The following is a 16,948-nucleotide window of genomic DNA, read 5'->3' as shown; positions in this document are numbered from 1 at the left end:
ATTCATTTAGCCAAGATCGAGTAATTTACAATCATCAAGGCATAAAAAATGCCAATCAGCATCAGCACTGATTGGCATCATTTACAGCATTGTTGTTGCGCTTTTTATTCAGAAACAGAGGCTTTTTTTACATTACGTAATAAAATATTTAATGTTTCACGATGATGCGATAAACGTTGTTCGACCAGTTGGAACTCAACTTTTAACTTATCATCAATTTGGTGAATTCTTTCAGCAACAGATGCACGCTTAGCTTGAATTTCTTGCTCTTTTAAATTTGCCCAATCATTGAGTGTCTGTGTAAATGCCTCATATTCTTGCGATATTTTGCTTTTAACATTACCAATATCTTCAGATACATTTAATCCATAAATGGCTAAATCTTGCTGAGCATATTTAAACTTCATCGCTAACTCTGCTTTTTTAATATTAAAGCTTGGGATACGACGTAAATTTTTAGCTAAACCAAGTTTTGAGCATGACCAAATGAGCCATTTTGTTGGATCATATTGCCACCATTTCACACCATTACGATAATCATATTGGAAAATATGATGATAGTTATGATAGCCCTCACCCCAAGTTGCAATGGCGAGCCAAAAATTGTCTCGTGCGGTATTTTCATCAGTATATGGACGCTTACCCCACATATGACATAATGAATTAATAAAGAAGGTGACATGATGGCTTAAAATTAAACGCATTAATCCACCTAAGAGCAAGACACCTGCCAGATCACCGACAGCCCAACCAATTGGTAATAAAATACCAGCATGTACAACAATGACTAGAGGTATATAGTATTTATGCTGGAACATCACCACTTTATCATTTAATAAATCCGGTGCATTTTTAAAATTAGGTTCAGCAGCAGGATAGTTGCGTAGCATCCAGCCCATATGTGCATACCAAAAACCGTTGTTAATTGAGTAGGGGTCTTTTTCTACGTCATCAACATGGCGGTGATGGGTACGATGTCCTGACCCCCAAAATAAGATACTGTTTTGTACTGCAAAGGTCCCCATAATCATTAAGATAATCTTTAAAGGCAGCGTGGCTTCATACGCTCTATGTGCCCAAAGACGATGATAACCTGCAGTAATTCCTAAACTACTCACACCAAGCAGTATCAACATGCTTAGCCAAGCTGCAAGACTAAAATCATGATGGTAGGCATATAATGGAATGGCAATTACAGCGACAATTGGTAAGAAAACCAATGCAAAAATGGCGACCCAATTCATTGGGGCTTTGGGTAGGGGAGCGGTCATCTCCAGCAGTACTCCTAGAACCTTGGGGGAGGTATAAAATGGAATTAGAGGCTAAAAATCATAGGATTAATTTTTAACATCTTAGCATGTTTCAATAGGCTGTCATTAACATTATTGTACAGTTGTCTTGTTGCAAAACATGTCAAAATAATATTTATATTTGATTGATTTTATCGAAGTACTTTGCTCTAAATAGGGAGAACAACGATATTTCGGGTCAATAACCGAAGATGCGTTATGATTGATGTGGTGTTAATCTAGTACTAAAGTAGGATAACATGCGCTGTGGATAATCCGTAATCAGCCCCTGAATGCCTAAGTCATGTAGCTGTTGAGCACGTTGTAGATTATTCACTGTCCAGACACTGATGGCTAAGTTTGCCTGTTGTGTGGCATTAATGATCGCATCCGTTGCTAAACTGTCTTTCCAGCCAATTTGACAGCAATTTAACGCCAGTGCCTGATCTATTGCCTTAAATTTTAAGTCATCCTCAACCAATAATCCTCGTTGAAAGGGCGAGTCACACTGCATTAATACCTGTAGGATTTTATGATCAAAGCTGGTAATTACAGCATTTTGTTCAAAGCCTTTCAGCTGTTGGTGTAATACCGTCACCAGTTGTTCTGCATCATGCCAAGTGTCAACAGCCTTAATTTCCACCTCAATATGTTGAAAATTTTCAATCACGCTCAGTGTATCCGATAACAGTGGTGTCGGTTCGAATGGCGCCCAGTTGGGCCATAACTGTGCTTGATTATATGGTTGTAGCTCAGGATAGGTACATGCGTATAATTGCTGATGCTGCCCAGTTGTTCGCTGTAATTGATCATCATGTATCACCACCAGCTGTCGATCACACAATTGTCTGACATCAAACTCAACTGCACCAACACCTAAATTTCTCAGATAGTGAAATCCACCGAGTGTATTTTCAGGGGCTTCTCCACGGGCACCACGATGACCAATAATTTGCATAGTCAAGCATCTAAAGTAACTTAAACTTTAAGTATACGCTTAAATTGTGTCATTAATATTTTTTTGCCACAGCACTTCTGTACCACCTTCAGCATACTGTAATGCACGTGAAGCAACAAATAACCAGTCTGATAAGCGGTTTAAGAGTTGTAAAGATGGTGCCTGAATATTTTGGTCACGTGCTTGTACACTCATTAAGCTACGCTCTGCGCGTCGACAGATCGCACGTGCCTGATGGGCAAAGCTACAGATTAACGTTCCAGACGGTAGAATAAAATCCTTGAGCATCGGTAAATTTTCATTGAGTCGATCAATCTCCCGCTCCAAGTATTCAATTGCTACAGGTTGTACCAAGCTAAAGTGTGGAATACAAACTTCGCCACCTAAGTCAAATAACCAATGCTGAATTAAGCTGAGTGATTGATCCCAATCATTTTTATGCTCAATTTGACTGAGGGCAATATGTGCACGTAGTACACCAATTGCTGCATTCAGTTCATCGACATCTCCTAATGCCTGAATGCGTAAATCATCTTTAGCAACACGTGAACCATCACCGAGCCCTGTGGTACCTGAATCTCCAGTACGGGTATAAATTTTACTTAAACGGTGTCCCATGATTTATCCTTTTACAAGTCGCATTAAAAAAGGATAATACCTGAATCGGCATTATCCTTGGTGGGGTTTAACTATATATTAATATTTTAGCGTAATACCAACAGATGCAAGACGGCCACCATTGATATACCAAGTCGTAGGGCTAAAATTTTTGTATTCTGTTTTATAGTTAACGTCACCAATGTTTTGAATATTGGTAAACAGTTTAACATTTGGATTAATATTCCAATAAGCATTGATATCAATAGTGGTATAACCAGGTACCTTTACACTATTTGCAAGATCTGCATATGCTTTGCCATGTGTAATCAAGGAAGCACTTAAACCATAGCTTTCATTTTCTAATCCAGTGGTTAAGGTTAAGCTTTGACGTGGACGATAAACGATATCAAGATGTGTCTGTTCATCTATCGCTTTTACATAAGCATAGCTTGTAGATAAAAATAGATCATCTTGCTGCCATTTTATGATGGCTTCACCACCAGTAAATTCTGCTTTTTCGATATTTTCTAATCGTATAATATAGTTAATTAAATTTTTAATTTGAGTTTGATAAATGGATAGATTCGTCGTTAAATTTGGTGTAATTGCGTAATCAAAACCAAGTTCATAAGATGTACTTTTTTCTGCTTTTAAATCAGTATTTCCGCCCCATTGCGAATATAGTTCATTGAGTGTTGGAGCACGAAAGGCCGTTCCAATATTTGCATAAATACTGGCATTAGGTTGTAAGTGATAACGGATTGCACCTTGTCCAACTGTATGTGTGCCAAATTGCTGATTATCTTCTAAGCGTATGCCTAATTGTGTATCAAAAAACTCATCATGAAATTGATGTTGTAAATAATAGCCTGTGCTATTGATGTGTTGGTTGTTATTTTTAATGGTATTGGATTGATATTTAGAGTCTAAATAAGTTACACCGGCAAGAAGATTTTGATTTGGTGTAAATTTCCAAAGAAGATTGATATCACTTTGGTTATTTTCGGTATTGTATTGAGAACCATGGGATGGGACATCTTGTTTATCTTGTGTATTGGAAAAATGTGTACCTAAAATAATATTTTCTAGAATGTTGTAATTAACTTTAGCGTTAATTACACGATTAACAAAGTTACGTTGTGCTGTATTATTAATATAATTATTACTAAAAATATTTGTACCTTTATTTTCACTAATAGCAGCTGATGCATCTATTTTATTTTCTTCTAGATAACCCACTTTGGCATGATAGCCTTTTTGATCGTAACTTGCTTTTTCACTGGTAGGTTGGTTTTCAAAAATACGAGTTCCATCACTTTCGAGGCGTTGGCCCCCAATTTGAGCATAAAAACCATTTTTAGCGACATAATCAGCATTAATGATTGTTTTATAAGTATTATTTTCACCATATATACCAGTAAATTGAGCACCTGATTTAACAGGTTTCTTCGAAATAAGCTGAATGACACCTGCAACGGCATCACTACCATACTGTACTGAAGCTGGTCCTTTTAATATTTCAATTTGCTGAATATTGGTTGTATCTAAAAACGATGGATATAAAGGACCATAATTATTTTGGCTATTTAAGCGTGCCCCATCTTGTAAAACTAAAGTATGTACTGCTTTAGTTCCACGCAGACCAATTTCACTTGTTTGTCCCATACCTCCACTTTGTTTAATATAAACAGAAGGATCATGCTTGATAATATCGGATAAATTTAGAATTGGATTTTTTTCAATAGTTTTTTGATCAATCACTGTTAAACGTGCTGGAACATCTGCAAGATTTTCTTCAAAACGTGAAGCGGTAATCACTAATGTATCTAAATGTTTAATTTCATTTAAATTATTTTGAGAGTCACTATTGGCAAGTGCGTTGCTAGAAAGCCCCATAGCAATCGCCAAAGCACTGACTAAGGTGGTAGGTTGGAAATATATAGACATTACATTATGCTCCATTCATTTACCCCCCGTAAATGATTGAGTTTAAAGGCACAATAAGCAGGTATCCGGACTTAAATGTAATCTAAACGACTTACTGATCCGCCTTCCCACAATATTTGCAGTGGCGTAAATCTTAAGATTTATAAAGATCAGTTTTTCATTTTACCGTTGCGGGGGCAGTGTTGGATTTACACCAACTTCCCTAAGCTGTTATGGCATGAACTTATTGCATTTGCGCGCAGTATACGAGCTGTATGTCAATCACACAATTGTATCGGGTAATTTTGTTATGGAACTTTACGCAACGGCGAGGAATTGCATTACAATGATGATGCTAAATGTTTTAAACAACCTCATCTCATCGATGATCACAGAGCAGAAATTATGCGAACTCGTGTAAAAATATGTGGTATCACACGCATTCAAGACCTTCATGCTGTCGTACAGTCGGGTGCAGATGCAATTGGTTTAGTATTTTATCCTCCTAGTCCACGTAGTGTAACACCACAACAAGCACAGCGCCTGTTGCAGCATTTACCGCCCTATGTACAAAGTGTTGGTTTATTTGTAAATGCCTCGCTGACAGAGATTGCTGAAATTTTACATACAGTTCCCTTGGATATTTTGCAGTTCCATGGTGATGAGACACCTGAACAATGCCATATGTTGGGTAAACAGCTACAGCGCCGTTGGTATAAAGCAATTCAAGTCAAAGCAGATATGGATCTATTAGATACAATAAAAAAATATCAACAAGCGGGTGCAAGTGCCGTATTATTGGATGCTTGGCATCCTGAGCTAAAAGGTGGAACAGGACATCGTTTTGACTGGACTAAGTTTCCAAAAATTGATATTCCTTTAATTCTGGCTGGTGGCTTAAAGCCTGAAAATATTGAAGACGCTATCAAGACGACTGAGGCCTATGCGCTCGATGTCAGCGGAGGCGTAGAATCCGCAAAAGGTATCAAAGACCAACAACTCATTGAACAATTTATGCAAGGAGTCCAACGTGGATCAGCAAAGTACGAATCACGCTAATACAGTGATTGACTATACCCAATACCCAGATGAACGTGGGCATTTTGGTATCCATGGCGGACGTTTTGTGTCAGAAACGTTGATGGCAGCTTTAGAGGATTTAGAAAAACTCTATTTCCGTATGAAGAATGATTCGCAGTTTTTGGCAGAATTCGACCGCGATTTAGCATTTTATGTCGGACGTCCAAGTCCTTTGTATTATGCAGAGCGATGGTCAAAAGAGTTGGGTGGTGCACAAATTTATTTAAAACGTGAAGATCTAAACCATACCGGTTCACATAAAATTAATAATACGATTGGTCAAGCATTGTTAGCGAAACTATCTGGCAAGAAACGTATTATTGCTGAAACGGGAGCAGGACAGCATGGTGTAGCAACCGCAACGATTGCTGCACGTCTAGGTCTTGAATGTGTTGTCTTTATGGGTGCTGAAGATGTCAAGCGTCAGGCGATGAATGTATATCGTATGCGTTTGTTGGGGGCAACCGTTGTTCCAGTAGAAAGTGGCTCTAAAACGTTAAAAGATGCCATGAATGAGGCGATGCGTGATTGGGTGACCAATGTTGATAGTACCTATTATGTGATTGGTACGGTTGCTGGTCCACATCCTTATCCGCAATTGGTTCGTGATTTCCAGTCAATTATTGGCCGTGAAGCACGTCGTCAGATTCAAGAGCAAGCTGGGCGTTTACCCGATGCTTTAGTGGCATGTGTGGGTGGTGGTTCAAATGCGATGGGCTTGTTTTATCCATTTTTAAATGACCAAGATGTGCAAATGTATGGGGTAGAAGCAGCTGGAGATGGTATTGAAACGGGTCGTCATTCGGCACCTTTAAATGCAGGGCATGTTGGCGTATTACATGGTAATCGTACCTATTTAATGTCAGATGCACAGGGACAGATTATTGAAACACATTCTATTTCTGCAGGTCTTGATTATCCTGGTGTCGGCCCAGAACATAGCTTCTTAAAAGATATGCACCGTGTCAATTATGTGCCAATCAATGATCAAGAGGCTTTACAGGGCTTCCGTGATTTAACGCAAATTGAAGGGATTATTCCTGCATTAGAAAGTTCTCATGCGATGGCTTATGTCACCAAGTTAGCGCCAACCATGGCAAAAGATCAAATTATTATTGCCACTGTTTCTGGTCGTGGTGATAAAGATTTAATGACGGTTGCACGTATTGATGGTGTAGAAATGGTTGAGATGTAGTGAAATATTACACTTGATTTGAGTGTATGGTAAATGTCTGTCTCGACAAATTTAAACAACGTGATGAATCTTATACATCACGTTTTTTTTCTATAAATAGTAGGTTATTTTGATTTAAAACAGCAGTAGGAAAACGGTATTGCTGTATGGCGATGACAATTTAGGCGACATTTAAGTCATCCATGCGTATGATAACGATCATTGTTGTGGAGAGTGCTGATGTCAAGCTTATTTTTAGTCATGTTAGGTGGGCGTCATGCTCGGGCAAATATTGAAGTTCATGATGTGGTTATCGTAGTCGCTGACTGTTTAGAAGCCAGCTTTGCACAATTAAGACAGGCATGGTTTGGTGAGCAAAAGGGCTTGCATATTGATGCTTGGGCAAAGATTAATGGTATTGAGTTTGCAGGGCAGTCTTATCGTATTCAGTTAACTGACAAACCACCAATCGTACAGCAACAAAAATTATGGCTAATCAATTTAGGTGGCTATGATGCACAGCAATTTGGTGAGTTACATCGCTATATCTTTGTTGTTGCACCAAATGCCGCGGCTGCAAAACAATATGGCAAACAGCAGATGGCATCAAATTGGTCCAAGCCACATACAGATCGAGTATTAGATGTTGATGATTGTATTGCAATTGATCAGGTGAATGGTTGTTATGTGCAATTAGTGCAAGATCATTTTTTAGAAAATAGCTGGGCCAATACCTATATTACCATTGCTTGATTTTGGTGTGGGATCTGGGGGGATAGCGTGATATTAGCTATTTTGCTTAGATCAGATTATAGCTATGATTTGATTTGATTTGATTTGATTTGATTTGATTTGATTTTGCGCGTATATGCGACTCAACATGGAAATGTATAAATGGATTTAATACAGCAAAATGGTCAACCAGATTACGGACATTTCGATGTTGTCCCTAAAAGCATAGATATTGATCGTTATCAGTATATCAATGCACATGGTGAGGTGTTGACGGGTTGGCGTAAACGCTTACATTATAAAAAATTTAAATTTTGTTTTATTCAACATCAATATTATAGTATTGGTTTAGCTATTACTAATATGGCATGGTTTGGACAAAGCTTTTTTTATATTTATAATCATAAAAATAAACAAATTGTACATTGGAATGCGACCAGCCTTCTTTCACGTAAAACATTTTTAGATGAACAGCCTCTATTTAATCAAAGTTATTTTCAAAAATATCCCTATCAATTACAAATAGAACATGCCAATGGTGTTCGATATATTCAATTGATTAAAATGGGTGAAATTAAATTTTCTGCACGTATTTTTTGTGCAGCAACACAGGTCTTAAGTATATGTCGTCCTGTAAATATGCAAGGGTGGTTCTATACACAAAAATTAATGGCATTAAATTGTGAAGGTTTTTTCTATAATAAACAGCATCAGCGTATTGAGTTTAATGCCCGTAGTTTGGCTACCTTAAATGATAGTTGTGGTTTTTATCATGATCAGCAACCTATTTATGGACTATCATGCAGTTTCTGGAATCAATATCATCATCGTATTGGGCTCAATTTAGTGTCATATCGTGATGATTATTATAATCAAAACTGTCTTTGGATTAACTCGCAATGTTATGCGTTGGCACAGGTGATTTTTGTTCAGGAAAGTGATAATGTCTGGCAGATTTATGCGGATGATCAGAGTTTTAGCTTAAGCTTAAAAATAGATTGGCATCGTTTAGATCCACAGAATTTACGTTTTTCTAAACATCAATTTAATCAATCACAAGTCAAAATTACCGGCATTATTTATCATCAGGGACAAGAAATTATTTTACTTGATGAATATGGTGTATTTGAGCAATATATGAGTGACTAGCCGTATGTGTTGATTAACCCATACGGCAGCGTCGATGAAGCTTATTTATTAAAGCGACTAATTTGTGCAAGTGCTGCACGTAATTGTTGTGGATTAGGTTGTTGATTTTTAATTGGACGATTATGTTTATCTAAAATATCATATTGGCCAACAACACCTACATCTAAAATGGAATTCGCTGAGATAATCGCATAGCTACTATAGTTAGATGCCAATAACCAGTCTCGTTTTAGCGGTGTACCTAATAAATTTTCTCCCACAGAATAATCTTTAATATCATTGCTTACTCCTAAATAATTTTTCATGAGAGTAGGTACAATATCTTGATGGCTGGTATATGCATGACTATCCCATTTCATCAATTGTGTGTCTTGAATATTCGGCACAATCATAGCAAAGGGAACTTTGATTTGCGGGTCAGTATAGTTACTGTTATGTCCCCAAAAATTATTTTTATTATCATTCACTTCTTGACCATGATCCCCCGTAATAATAATGACGGTATGATCTAAATCACCAGATTTTTTTAATTGATCTAAAATGATTTTGATTTGACTATCGACAAAATGCACACTAGTTTTATAGCGATTCATCATTAAACGAGGATCAGTATCATTATTTAGTTTTAAATAATTGACCTCATCAATCATTGGCTCATAACGATGTGGGTAATCTTTTGGAAAATCATAACCATGTGGTGAATCATAAAATAAAAACGAAAAATAAGGTTTTGATTTATCTCGATGATTAAACCAGTGCAACCAGTCTTTGGTTAAGTTTTGATCTAATTCAGATGAGCTATTGCCTGTAGAGTTAATACGTAAATGTGGAACATTGACAAATACAGTTTGATCAAATTCAGGATTGGTCAGTTTTGCTGCTGCAAAAATCCCTAAGTCATAATTTAAGGCTTGTAAACGATCAATCAACACAGGGCTTTGTTGATTACTTAACATAGCATGCCAATATGTACCCGGAATCCCATAAAATAGCCCAAAAATACCCGTACGTGTTGCATTACCAGTAGAAAGATGGTTATTAAAAATTTTACCTGATTGTGCAAAATTCCACATATTGGGTGATACTTCAGCATTAAAAGTATCTGCACGCCATGAATCAATGACAATAAAAACAATATTCATGGGCTGTTTAATCGCAACAGTTTGTAAAGGCTGTAAAGGATAGTTCAGGTCACTTTGAGTGCTTAAAGACATCGCCTTTTGTTTTTCTAGTGCTGCCTTATCGACCCAGCCGTATTTTTCCATCAGACTATTGGCTGTTGTTGGATAAAATAACGGTAAATATTTTTTAGTGATCATTACAGGTTGATAGACATTGGCCACAGCCCATACATGAATACTATGGGAGATGAGTGTGGTGATGATGATTAATACGCTAAACTTTTTGCCTATTTTCCAGTCACGACAACAAGTATATTTTCGATTGAGCCAGTTCAATAAAAAAAACTGGCCTAACCAAACCACGACAACTGCGCCAATAGTCATGAACCAAGTCATAAGACCAAAACTGACCACCTGACCTGACATGACCAGTTTCAGCATAATCAGGCTGATATGAAAACGATATTGCGCAAAAACAATCGTATCTATAAATAATACAATAAGTGCTAATGATGCGGCAGTGGCTTGAATAATTTGATTAAGGCGAAAGGGAAGTAACAAAAATGGAATTAAAATTACGCCAAGTAATAATGTCAATAATGCCATATGTGAAATAACACTAGAGACTAAGAAACTTAATCCTAAAAAATCTGTTGGTAGTTCAGGTAAATAAAAGAAATAACGACAGGCCAATAGCATGGCAATACATGCATTAATAATGATGAAATAAAGATGAATACGTAACTTGGTGGTGAAGTGCATAAGTGGATTCGCTTTTAAAGCAAAATTAGACTAAGATCAATAATGGTTGCTTAACTGTGATGGATATATCGCAAACAAAACTAGCATGATATAAATGCCAATAATATACGCTGCATTTTCTGTCCGGTGCTATGTTTTATGATCATTTGCTTATAATTTTTGATATTAGGTAATTTGACAAATAATATCTGCTTGCACAGTAGATTAGGCTTGTATGATTGATTATTGTACGATTGAGAAATCTATTCATATAAACATACAACACGATTAAACCCGCCATGATATATGTGCTATTGCTACCGTTGCTCATCAAAAACATGTGATTTTCTACAAAAGATCACCTAAAACAGTATATATTTCGATGTAACGGATTTAAACATCAAGTTAAAAAACGATTGGTAAAGATCGTTTTTTAACTTTAGATCAATAATGTTTTTAGCTAGGTCGATGTTACGCGTGATTGACTATGGGGAAAGCGTAAAATAATCGCCAAAATAGCAAAGATTGCCAATACCCAACAATAATAGATACTGCCTATTAATTCTACGGGTGATATTTTTGCAATAGAACAGGCCAGTAAAAGCTGTGCACCATAGGGAATAAGCCCTTGAACGACACAGGAAAAAATATCCAGTAATGCAGCAGCACGTTTTGGATCTACGCCATATTCCTTGGTCACTTCATAGGCCATATCTCCAGATAAAATAATCGCAACGGTATTATTGGCCACAAATAGATTTGCAAAAACAACCAAAAAGCAAATTCCTATTTCACCTGCACGTTGCCGCCCTACATTGAATAAATGGGTTAATTGATAGATACGCTGGATTAGCCAATTTAATCCACCTTCTTGCTGCATCATATAGGATAAACCACCCAGAAACATCGATAGCAAAGCAACTTCAAACATGCCTGTAAAGCCATCATAAATAGCATTATTCAGTTGTAAGATACCAAATGCCTGTGTTTGACTTAATCCCATAAGACCTGAAAGAATTACACCGATTAATAGCACAGCTAAGACATGTAGACGTGTAAAGGCCAAGATAAACACAGCAATATACGGCAGAATTAACCATGGGTTATATGTTTTATATTCAATATCATGTGACCCATGACTGACCATAAAGTAGATGATTAAAGTAATGATCGATGCGGGTAAAGCAATCCAGATATTGATTTTGAATTTATCGCGTAACTGTACTTTTTGACTATTGGTTGCTGCGATGGTGGTATCAGAAATCATGGAGAGATTATCACCAAACATCGCGCCACCAACGACTGCACCAATGGTATAGATCACTTCAAGATTGGTGGCTTGTGAAAAACCAAAAGCAATAGGCGCACAGGCAGCAATGGTACCCATCGATGTACCCATTGCTGTGGCAATAAATGCTGAAATTAAAAATAGCATGGGCAATACAAATTCAGCGGGAATAATGGAGAGTCCAAGCTGTACAGTCGCCTCGACACTACCAATGGCCGTACTGGTACTGGCAAATGCGCCAGCCAGCATAAATACCATAAACATTAGAATCAGATTAGGATGGCTAGCACCTTTTAAGAAACTATCAATGGCACTATTAAGTTTGCCTCGATAGAGTAAAACAGCAACAATAATCGCTGGTAATGCTGCGACGGGTGCTTTTATTTGATAAAAGGCAAATGCTGTTCCGAGATAGGAATGATAGATACCACTGCCTAAAAATACCGCTAGAAAAACAATAAGAGGCAATAATGCAATTGCTCTTGATTGCATATTTGCCGAGGTGTTGGTGATCATAGGGAGATGAAAAAGTAAAAAATGTCTTTAGTATAATGCAGGTTTTGCAATTAAAGTTAATTTAAATGATAAGGGCTAAGGTTTTTATTTTTATGATTTTTTTTAAATAAAGCTAAATTTATATAACTACTTAATATTATTATAAAAGCTAAAAATAGGCATCTTTGATCATTGTTAAAAAAACGTAAATATTAGTAAATGTACCTTTTGGGTTGTTCTGAAAAAAATGATTTGTAAAGGAAATGAGACTTCCATGTATTGGGCTCTATTCAATGGATAAAAAATAGCGTTACAATGCGATATCTTGTATTTATACAATCGCAACGCCTCCGTTTTATTAATTCAAGGAAAATACAACCCTATGTCACGTTTAGCCACACGATTTGAACACATTAAATCTCAACAGCGTAAGGCGCTTGTTTCTTATGTTATGGCAGGTGACCCTCATCCAGAGGTAACAGTACCGTTGTTACATCAAATGGTTGATGCTGGGGTAGATGTCATTGAGTTAGGTTTACCTTTCTCAGATCCAATGGCTGATGGTCCTGTGATTGCGCTTGCAGCAGAGCGGGCTATTGCTGGTGGAACGAATACGCTAGACGCCTTAAATATGGTAAAAGAGTTTCGTCAAAATGATCATGTAACACCTGTTGTTTTAATGGGATATTTAAATCCTGTGGAAGTGATTGGTTATGAAAAATTTGTGGCTTATGCACATGAATGTGGTGTTGATGGTGTACTGTTGGTAGATTTACCACCAGAGGAAGCAGAAAAATTAGCTGAAGTACTTGAAAAATATAGTATGGATCAGATTTTCTTGTTAGCACCTACTTCAACAGATGAACGTATTCAACATGTGGTTAAGCAAGCCAGCGGATTTATTTACTATGTTTCCTTGAAAGGGGTTACGGGTGCGGCTACTTTAGATGTATCTGAAGCAGCATCACGAATCCAGAAAATTAAACAATATACGGATATTCCCGTTGGAGTGGGCTTTGGTATTCATGATGCGGCATCAGCAAAAGCAATGGCTAATGTTGCCGATGCAGTAATTGTCGGAAGTGCCTTTGTTAAACAATTTGCAAATTTTGCTCCAGAACAAGCTGTGATTGAAACGATTAATAAAGTTAAGGAGCTTCGAGCTGCGCTCGATGAATGAGTATGAATCAAGAAGTCAAAACTGGGAAAGTCCTTAACCCATCTACACCATGGACAGAACGTGGTGTTCCTGGGATTCATATCCCTGATGAACAGCAAACATTAAAAGCGACCTTAACAGAGCCAACCATTGAGTGCCCTGAATGTCATGCTTTAGTCACCCGTACCGCAATGTCTTTTAATGCTTATGTTTGTCCACAGTGTGATGAACATTTGCGCATGAAAGCACGCGATCGTTTAAACTGGTTTTTTGATCAAGTTCAAGTCGAATTAGGTCAAGAATTTAAAGCCAAAGATCCACTTAAATTTGTAGATAGTCGAGCATACCCAGAGCGTATGGCTGAAGCTCAAACTAAAACGGGTGAAACCGAAGCATTGGTCGTAATGCAGGGCATGTTAAAAGATTTACCATTAACAGCCTGTGCTTTCGAGTTTGACTTTATGGGCGGCTCAATGGGTACTGTTGTGGGAGATCGTTTTGTTCAGGCAGCTGAACATGCGATAAGTTTAAAACAACCTTTGTTATGTTTTGCAGCATCTGGTGGTGCACGTATGCAAGAAGGCATGCTGTCTTTAATGCAAATGGCACGTACTTCAGCAGCAATTCAGCGTTTAAAAGAAGCAGGTTTGCCTTATATTGTGGTGCTCACTCATCCTGTTTATGGCGGTGTAACAGCATCTTTAGCAATGTTGGGTGATGTTCATTTGGCTGAGCCAAAAGCAATGATCGGCTTTGCGGGTAAACGTGTGATTGAACAAACGGTGCGTGAAAAGTTAGAAGAACCTTTCCAGCGTGCTGAATATTTGCTTGATCATGGCGTAATCGATCAAATTGTTCATCGTCATGCATTACGTGATACTGTATATCGCATTACTACTAAATTGATGAATTTACCTTGAACAACGCTCCACTTGTCTCTGATTCTTTAAGTACATGGCTCGAGTACTGGAGCCATGTTCATGTTACGGGTATAGATCTTGGTCTAGAAAGAGTGATTCCAATTGCTGAAAAATTGGCAGTCACTCGTCCTGATGCAAAAGTCATTACCGTTGCTGGTACAAATGGTAAGGGATCAACCACCACCACCTTGGCGGCCATATTGAATGCTCAAGGTTATCGTGTAGGTCTTTATCAATCGCCACATATTTACCATTTTAATGAACGTGTGAAATTAAATGGTCTTGAGGTTGATGATCAAACCTTGATCGATGCTTTTGTGCAGGTTGATCAAGCACGTCGAGACTGTCAATTAACATTGTCTTTTTTTGAAGCGACAACACTGGCTGCTTTTGTCATTTTTAAGGCACAGCAATGTGATGTCTGGGTGCTTGAGGTCGGACTAGGTGGTCGTTTAGATGTCGTCAATGTGGTTGATCCAGATATCGCTGTTATTACCAATATTGGTTTAGATCATACCGATTGGTTAGGTGATACCATTGAAAAAATTGCCTATGAAAAAGCAGGAATTATTCGTCCAGATATTCCCGTTATTTTTGGTGGACAGCAAATGCTGCCGCAAGCAATTCAAGATAAAGCTATGCAATGTCATGCCTCTTTATATGCCTTAAATCGTGATTATTTTTATCAACTGGCTGCAGATGGTCAAGGGTGGATATTTGCTGCACCGGGTGTAACGTTAAGACTACCTTTAGGAACATTGGCATTAGAAAATATTTCGACTGCAGTTGCGGCACTGTTGTTAAGTGATTTGACTATTTCTCAACAGGCGATTGCTCAGGGGATTGTTGAGGCTAAACTCGCAGGGCGTTTTGAAATTCGTCAGGTACAGGGGAAGACTGTCATTTTTGATGCTGGTCATAATCCTCATGGTGTTGATTTTTTGTTAAATCAATTGCTTAATTATTTAAAACATCATAAACATTACACCGAAGTTGTCAGTGTATTTTCAATGCTGACAGACAAAGATATATCATCTGTGGTGAATGTGTTGAAAGGAACGGTCAAACACTGGAAAATTGCGGCATTAACCGTTCCCCGTGCAGCAGATATAGTGCAATTGAATGATGCATTAGACGGTGAACATGTGCAGCACTACAACAGTGTGCAAATGGCTTTTGAATCAGCGCTGAATGAAACAAACAATAATCAGCTGATTTTAGTGTGTGGTTCATTTCATACGCTTGAAGCCGTATGGGAGTATTTAGAAACATGTCAATGAATAATAAACAACGTTGGATGGGCGGTGTTGTTTTATTGGGTGGCGGTGTTTTGTTGGCAGCACTACTGCTTAAAGGCAAAGAAGAAATACATCAAAATCGAATACAACAACCTGATTTGGCTGGACAAGTGCAATCTAAAGACCATCAAGCCAACGCTGGTATGACGGCATTACAACCATTAACTGTTGATGTTGAAACAGAAAAAAGATTGCTGGCAGAACAAAAACGTGCACGTGAAAAAGCGCTTGCGGAGCAAGAGGCACGTGCTGCAGAATACTTGGCTATGCAGCAACAAGCTGAGGCAGATGCTGCACGTAAAGCTGCAGAGGAATATGCTGCAATTAATGCACGCAAGATGGCTGCTCAGCAAAGCTCTGATAACATTCCACCTGAATTAATTGAAGATGAGAAAGTCAAACAGAAACGATTGGATGCTGAACAAAATGCAGCGCAGAAAAAAACAGAGCAGCAAAAGGCACAGCATTTAAAAGTAGAACAAGCCAAGAAAGAAGCTGAGCGTAAAGCGGCCGATGAAAATAGGCAGGCTGAGGAAAAAAAGAAGCGTTTAGAGGAAGCCCGTAAGGCTGAAGAAAAACAGAAACGTTCAGAAGAAACGCGTAAAGCTGAAGAAAAACAGAAACGTTTAGAAGACGCGCGTAAAGCTGAGGAAAAAAAGAAACGTTTAGAAGACGCGCGTAAAGCTGAAGACAAGAAAAAGGCTGAAGCAGAGCGTGCAAGAGATATTCTTGAACATGGTGATAAGCAGTGGATGGTACAAGTTGCTTTGGCAGCCAATCAGGCTAATGCCGATGCTTTGGCAGCAAAACTTAGAGCGAAAGGGTATAAAATTACCAAAAGTCCAACGTCTAAAGGGATTCGCTTAATGGTTGGACCAGCAAAAGATCGAGAGGCGGCAGATAATATACGTAAAAAAGTTGCAGCTGATGAAAGTTTGGGTATGAAGTCAGCATGGATTATTGAGTGGGTACCTTTAGATAAACGAAATTAAAGGGCGATCAATGATTGTTGATCAGC

Annotated in this window: 14 protein-coding genes and 1 riboswitch; of the genes, 8 read left to right on the top strand and 6 right to left on the bottom strand. The window is 38.0% G+C overall.

The features are described 5' to 3' along the window. Nucleotides 1-104: 104 nt before the first annotated feature. The 4 genes from QSG86_RS02370 to QSG86_RS02355 all read right to left on the bottom strand — a co-directional run bounded on the left by QSG86_RS02370 (nt 105) and on the right by QSG86_RS02355 (nt 4,794). Nucleotides 105-1,271, bottom strand: a complete 1,167-nt coding sequence (locus QSG86_RS02370; protein ID WP_317030037.1) for an acyl-CoA desaturase — start codon at nt 1,269-1,271, stop codon at nt 105-107. A 235-nt stretch (nt 1,272-1,506) separates the two neighbouring features. Beyond that, entirely contained in the window at nt 1,507-2,247 is a 741-nt protein-coding gene (locus QSG86_RS02365; protein WP_317030036.1) for a glycerophosphodiester phosphodiesterase, read from the bottom strand. Between the two features lie 39 nt (nt 2,248-2,286). Continuing rightward, nucleotides 2,287-2,865 carry a cob(I)yrinic acid a,c-diamide adenosyltransferase gene (locus tag QSG86_RS02360; RefSeq protein ID WP_317030035.1) on the bottom strand — a complete coding sequence of 193 codons (579 nt, stop codon included), beginning with the start codon at nt 2,863-2,865 and terminating at the stop codon, nt 2,287-2,289. A 78-nt stretch (nt 2,866-2,943) separates the two neighbouring features. Beyond that, on the bottom strand, nt 2,944-4,794 hold the full coding sequence (locus QSG86_RS02355) for a TonB-dependent receptor plug domain-containing protein (protein ID WP_317030034.1): 1,851 nt from the start codon (nt 4,792-4,794) through the stop codon (nt 2,944-2,946). 38 nt (nt 4,795-4,832) lie between these two features. Then, nucleotides 4,833-5,036: riboswitch (cobalamin riboswitch) on the bottom strand. Between the two features lie 142 nt (nt 5,037-5,178). On the opposite strand from QSG86_RS02355, the gene QSG86_RS02350 reads away from it, so the two are divergent. The 4 genes from QSG86_RS02350 to QSG86_RS02335 all read left to right on the top strand — a co-directional run bounded on the left by QSG86_RS02350 (nt 5,179) and on the right by QSG86_RS02335 (nt 8,908). Next, on the top strand, nt 5,179-5,832 hold the full coding sequence (locus QSG86_RS02350) for a phosphoribosylanthranilate isomerase (RefSeq protein ID WP_317030033.1): 654 nt from the start codon (nt 5,179-5,181) through the stop codon (nt 5,830-5,832). After that, complete coding sequence (gene trpB / locus QSG86_RS02345) at nt 5,804-7,048, top strand: tryptophan synthase subunit beta (RefSeq protein WP_317030032.1); 1,245 nt, start codon at nt 5,804-5,806, stop codon at nt 7,046-7,048. Before QSG86_RS02350 ends, trpB begins: the two co-directional genes overlap by 29 nt. 219 nt (nt 7,049-7,267) lie before the next feature. Next, on the top strand, nt 7,268-7,780 hold the full coding sequence (locus tag QSG86_RS02340; RefSeq protein ID WP_317030031.1) for a DUF1543 domain-containing protein: 513 nt from the start codon (nt 7,268-7,270) through the stop codon (nt 7,778-7,780). A gap of 141 nt (nt 7,781-7,921) precedes the next feature. Continuing rightward, complete coding sequence (locus QSG86_RS02335; RefSeq protein ID WP_317030030.1) at nt 7,922-8,908, top strand: DUF2804 family protein; 987 nt, start codon at nt 7,922-7,924, stop codon at nt 8,906-8,908. Nucleotides 8,909-8,949: 41 nt separating this feature from the next. Here the strand turns inward: QSG86_RS02335 and QSG86_RS02330 are convergent, their stop codons facing one another. Further along, a complete protein-coding gene (locus QSG86_RS02330) occupies nt 8,950-10,791 on the bottom strand; it encodes a DUF3413 domain-containing protein (RefSeq protein WP_317030029.1) in 1,842 nt (613 codons plus the stop codon). Nucleotides 10,792-11,230: 439 nt separating this feature from the next. After that, nucleotides 11,231-12,574, bottom strand: coding sequence for a Na+/H+ antiporter NhaC family protein (locus QSG86_RS02325; RefSeq protein ID WP_317030028.1), 1,344 nt, complete (start codon nt 12,572-12,574; stop codon nt 11,231-11,233). A 361-nt stretch (nt 12,575-12,935) separates the two neighbouring features. Between QSG86_RS02325 and trpA the strand changes: the two genes are divergently transcribed. Genes trpA through QSG86_RS02305 form a run of 4 tightly spaced genes read left to right on the top strand, consistent with a single transcriptional unit; the run spans nt 12,936 to nt 16,922 of the window. Further along, nucleotides 12,936-13,733 (top strand): tryptophan synthase subunit alpha, encoded by a 798-nt coding sequence (gene trpA, locus QSG86_RS02320; RefSeq protein WP_317030027.1) that lies wholly within the window; start codon nt 12,936-12,938, stop codon nt 13,731-13,733. Nucleotides 13,734-13,735: 2 nt separating this feature from the next. Next, a complete protein-coding gene (gene accD, locus QSG86_RS02315; protein ID WP_317030026.1) occupies nt 13,736-14,632 on the top strand; it encodes an acetyl-CoA carboxylase, carboxyltransferase subunit beta in 897 nt (298 codons plus the stop codon). Beyond that, nucleotides 14,629-15,912 (top strand): bifunctional tetrahydrofolate synthase/dihydrofolate synthase, encoded by a 1,284-nt coding sequence (gene folC / locus QSG86_RS02310; protein WP_317030025.1) that lies wholly within the window; start codon nt 14,629-14,631, stop codon nt 15,910-15,912. Before accD ends, folC begins: the two co-directional genes overlap by 4 nt. Further along, nucleotides 15,909-16,922 carry an SPOR domain-containing protein gene (locus QSG86_RS02305; protein WP_317032640.1) on the top strand — a complete coding sequence of 338 codons (1,014 nt, stop codon included), beginning with the start codon at nt 15,909-15,911 and terminating at the stop codon, nt 16,920-16,922. Before folC ends, QSG86_RS02305 begins: the two co-directional genes overlap by 4 nt. Nucleotides 16,923-16,948 lie beyond the last annotated feature (26 nt).

Source organism: Acinetobacter sp. SAAs474 (genome assembly GCF_032823475.1).
In the GTDB taxonomy this organism is placed as follows: domain Bacteria; phylum Pseudomonadota; class Gammaproteobacteria; order Pseudomonadales; family Moraxellaceae; genus Acinetobacter.
The sequence above is the reverse complement of the archived record's forward strand: the minus strand, read 5'-3'. Positions and strand labels throughout refer to the sequence as shown.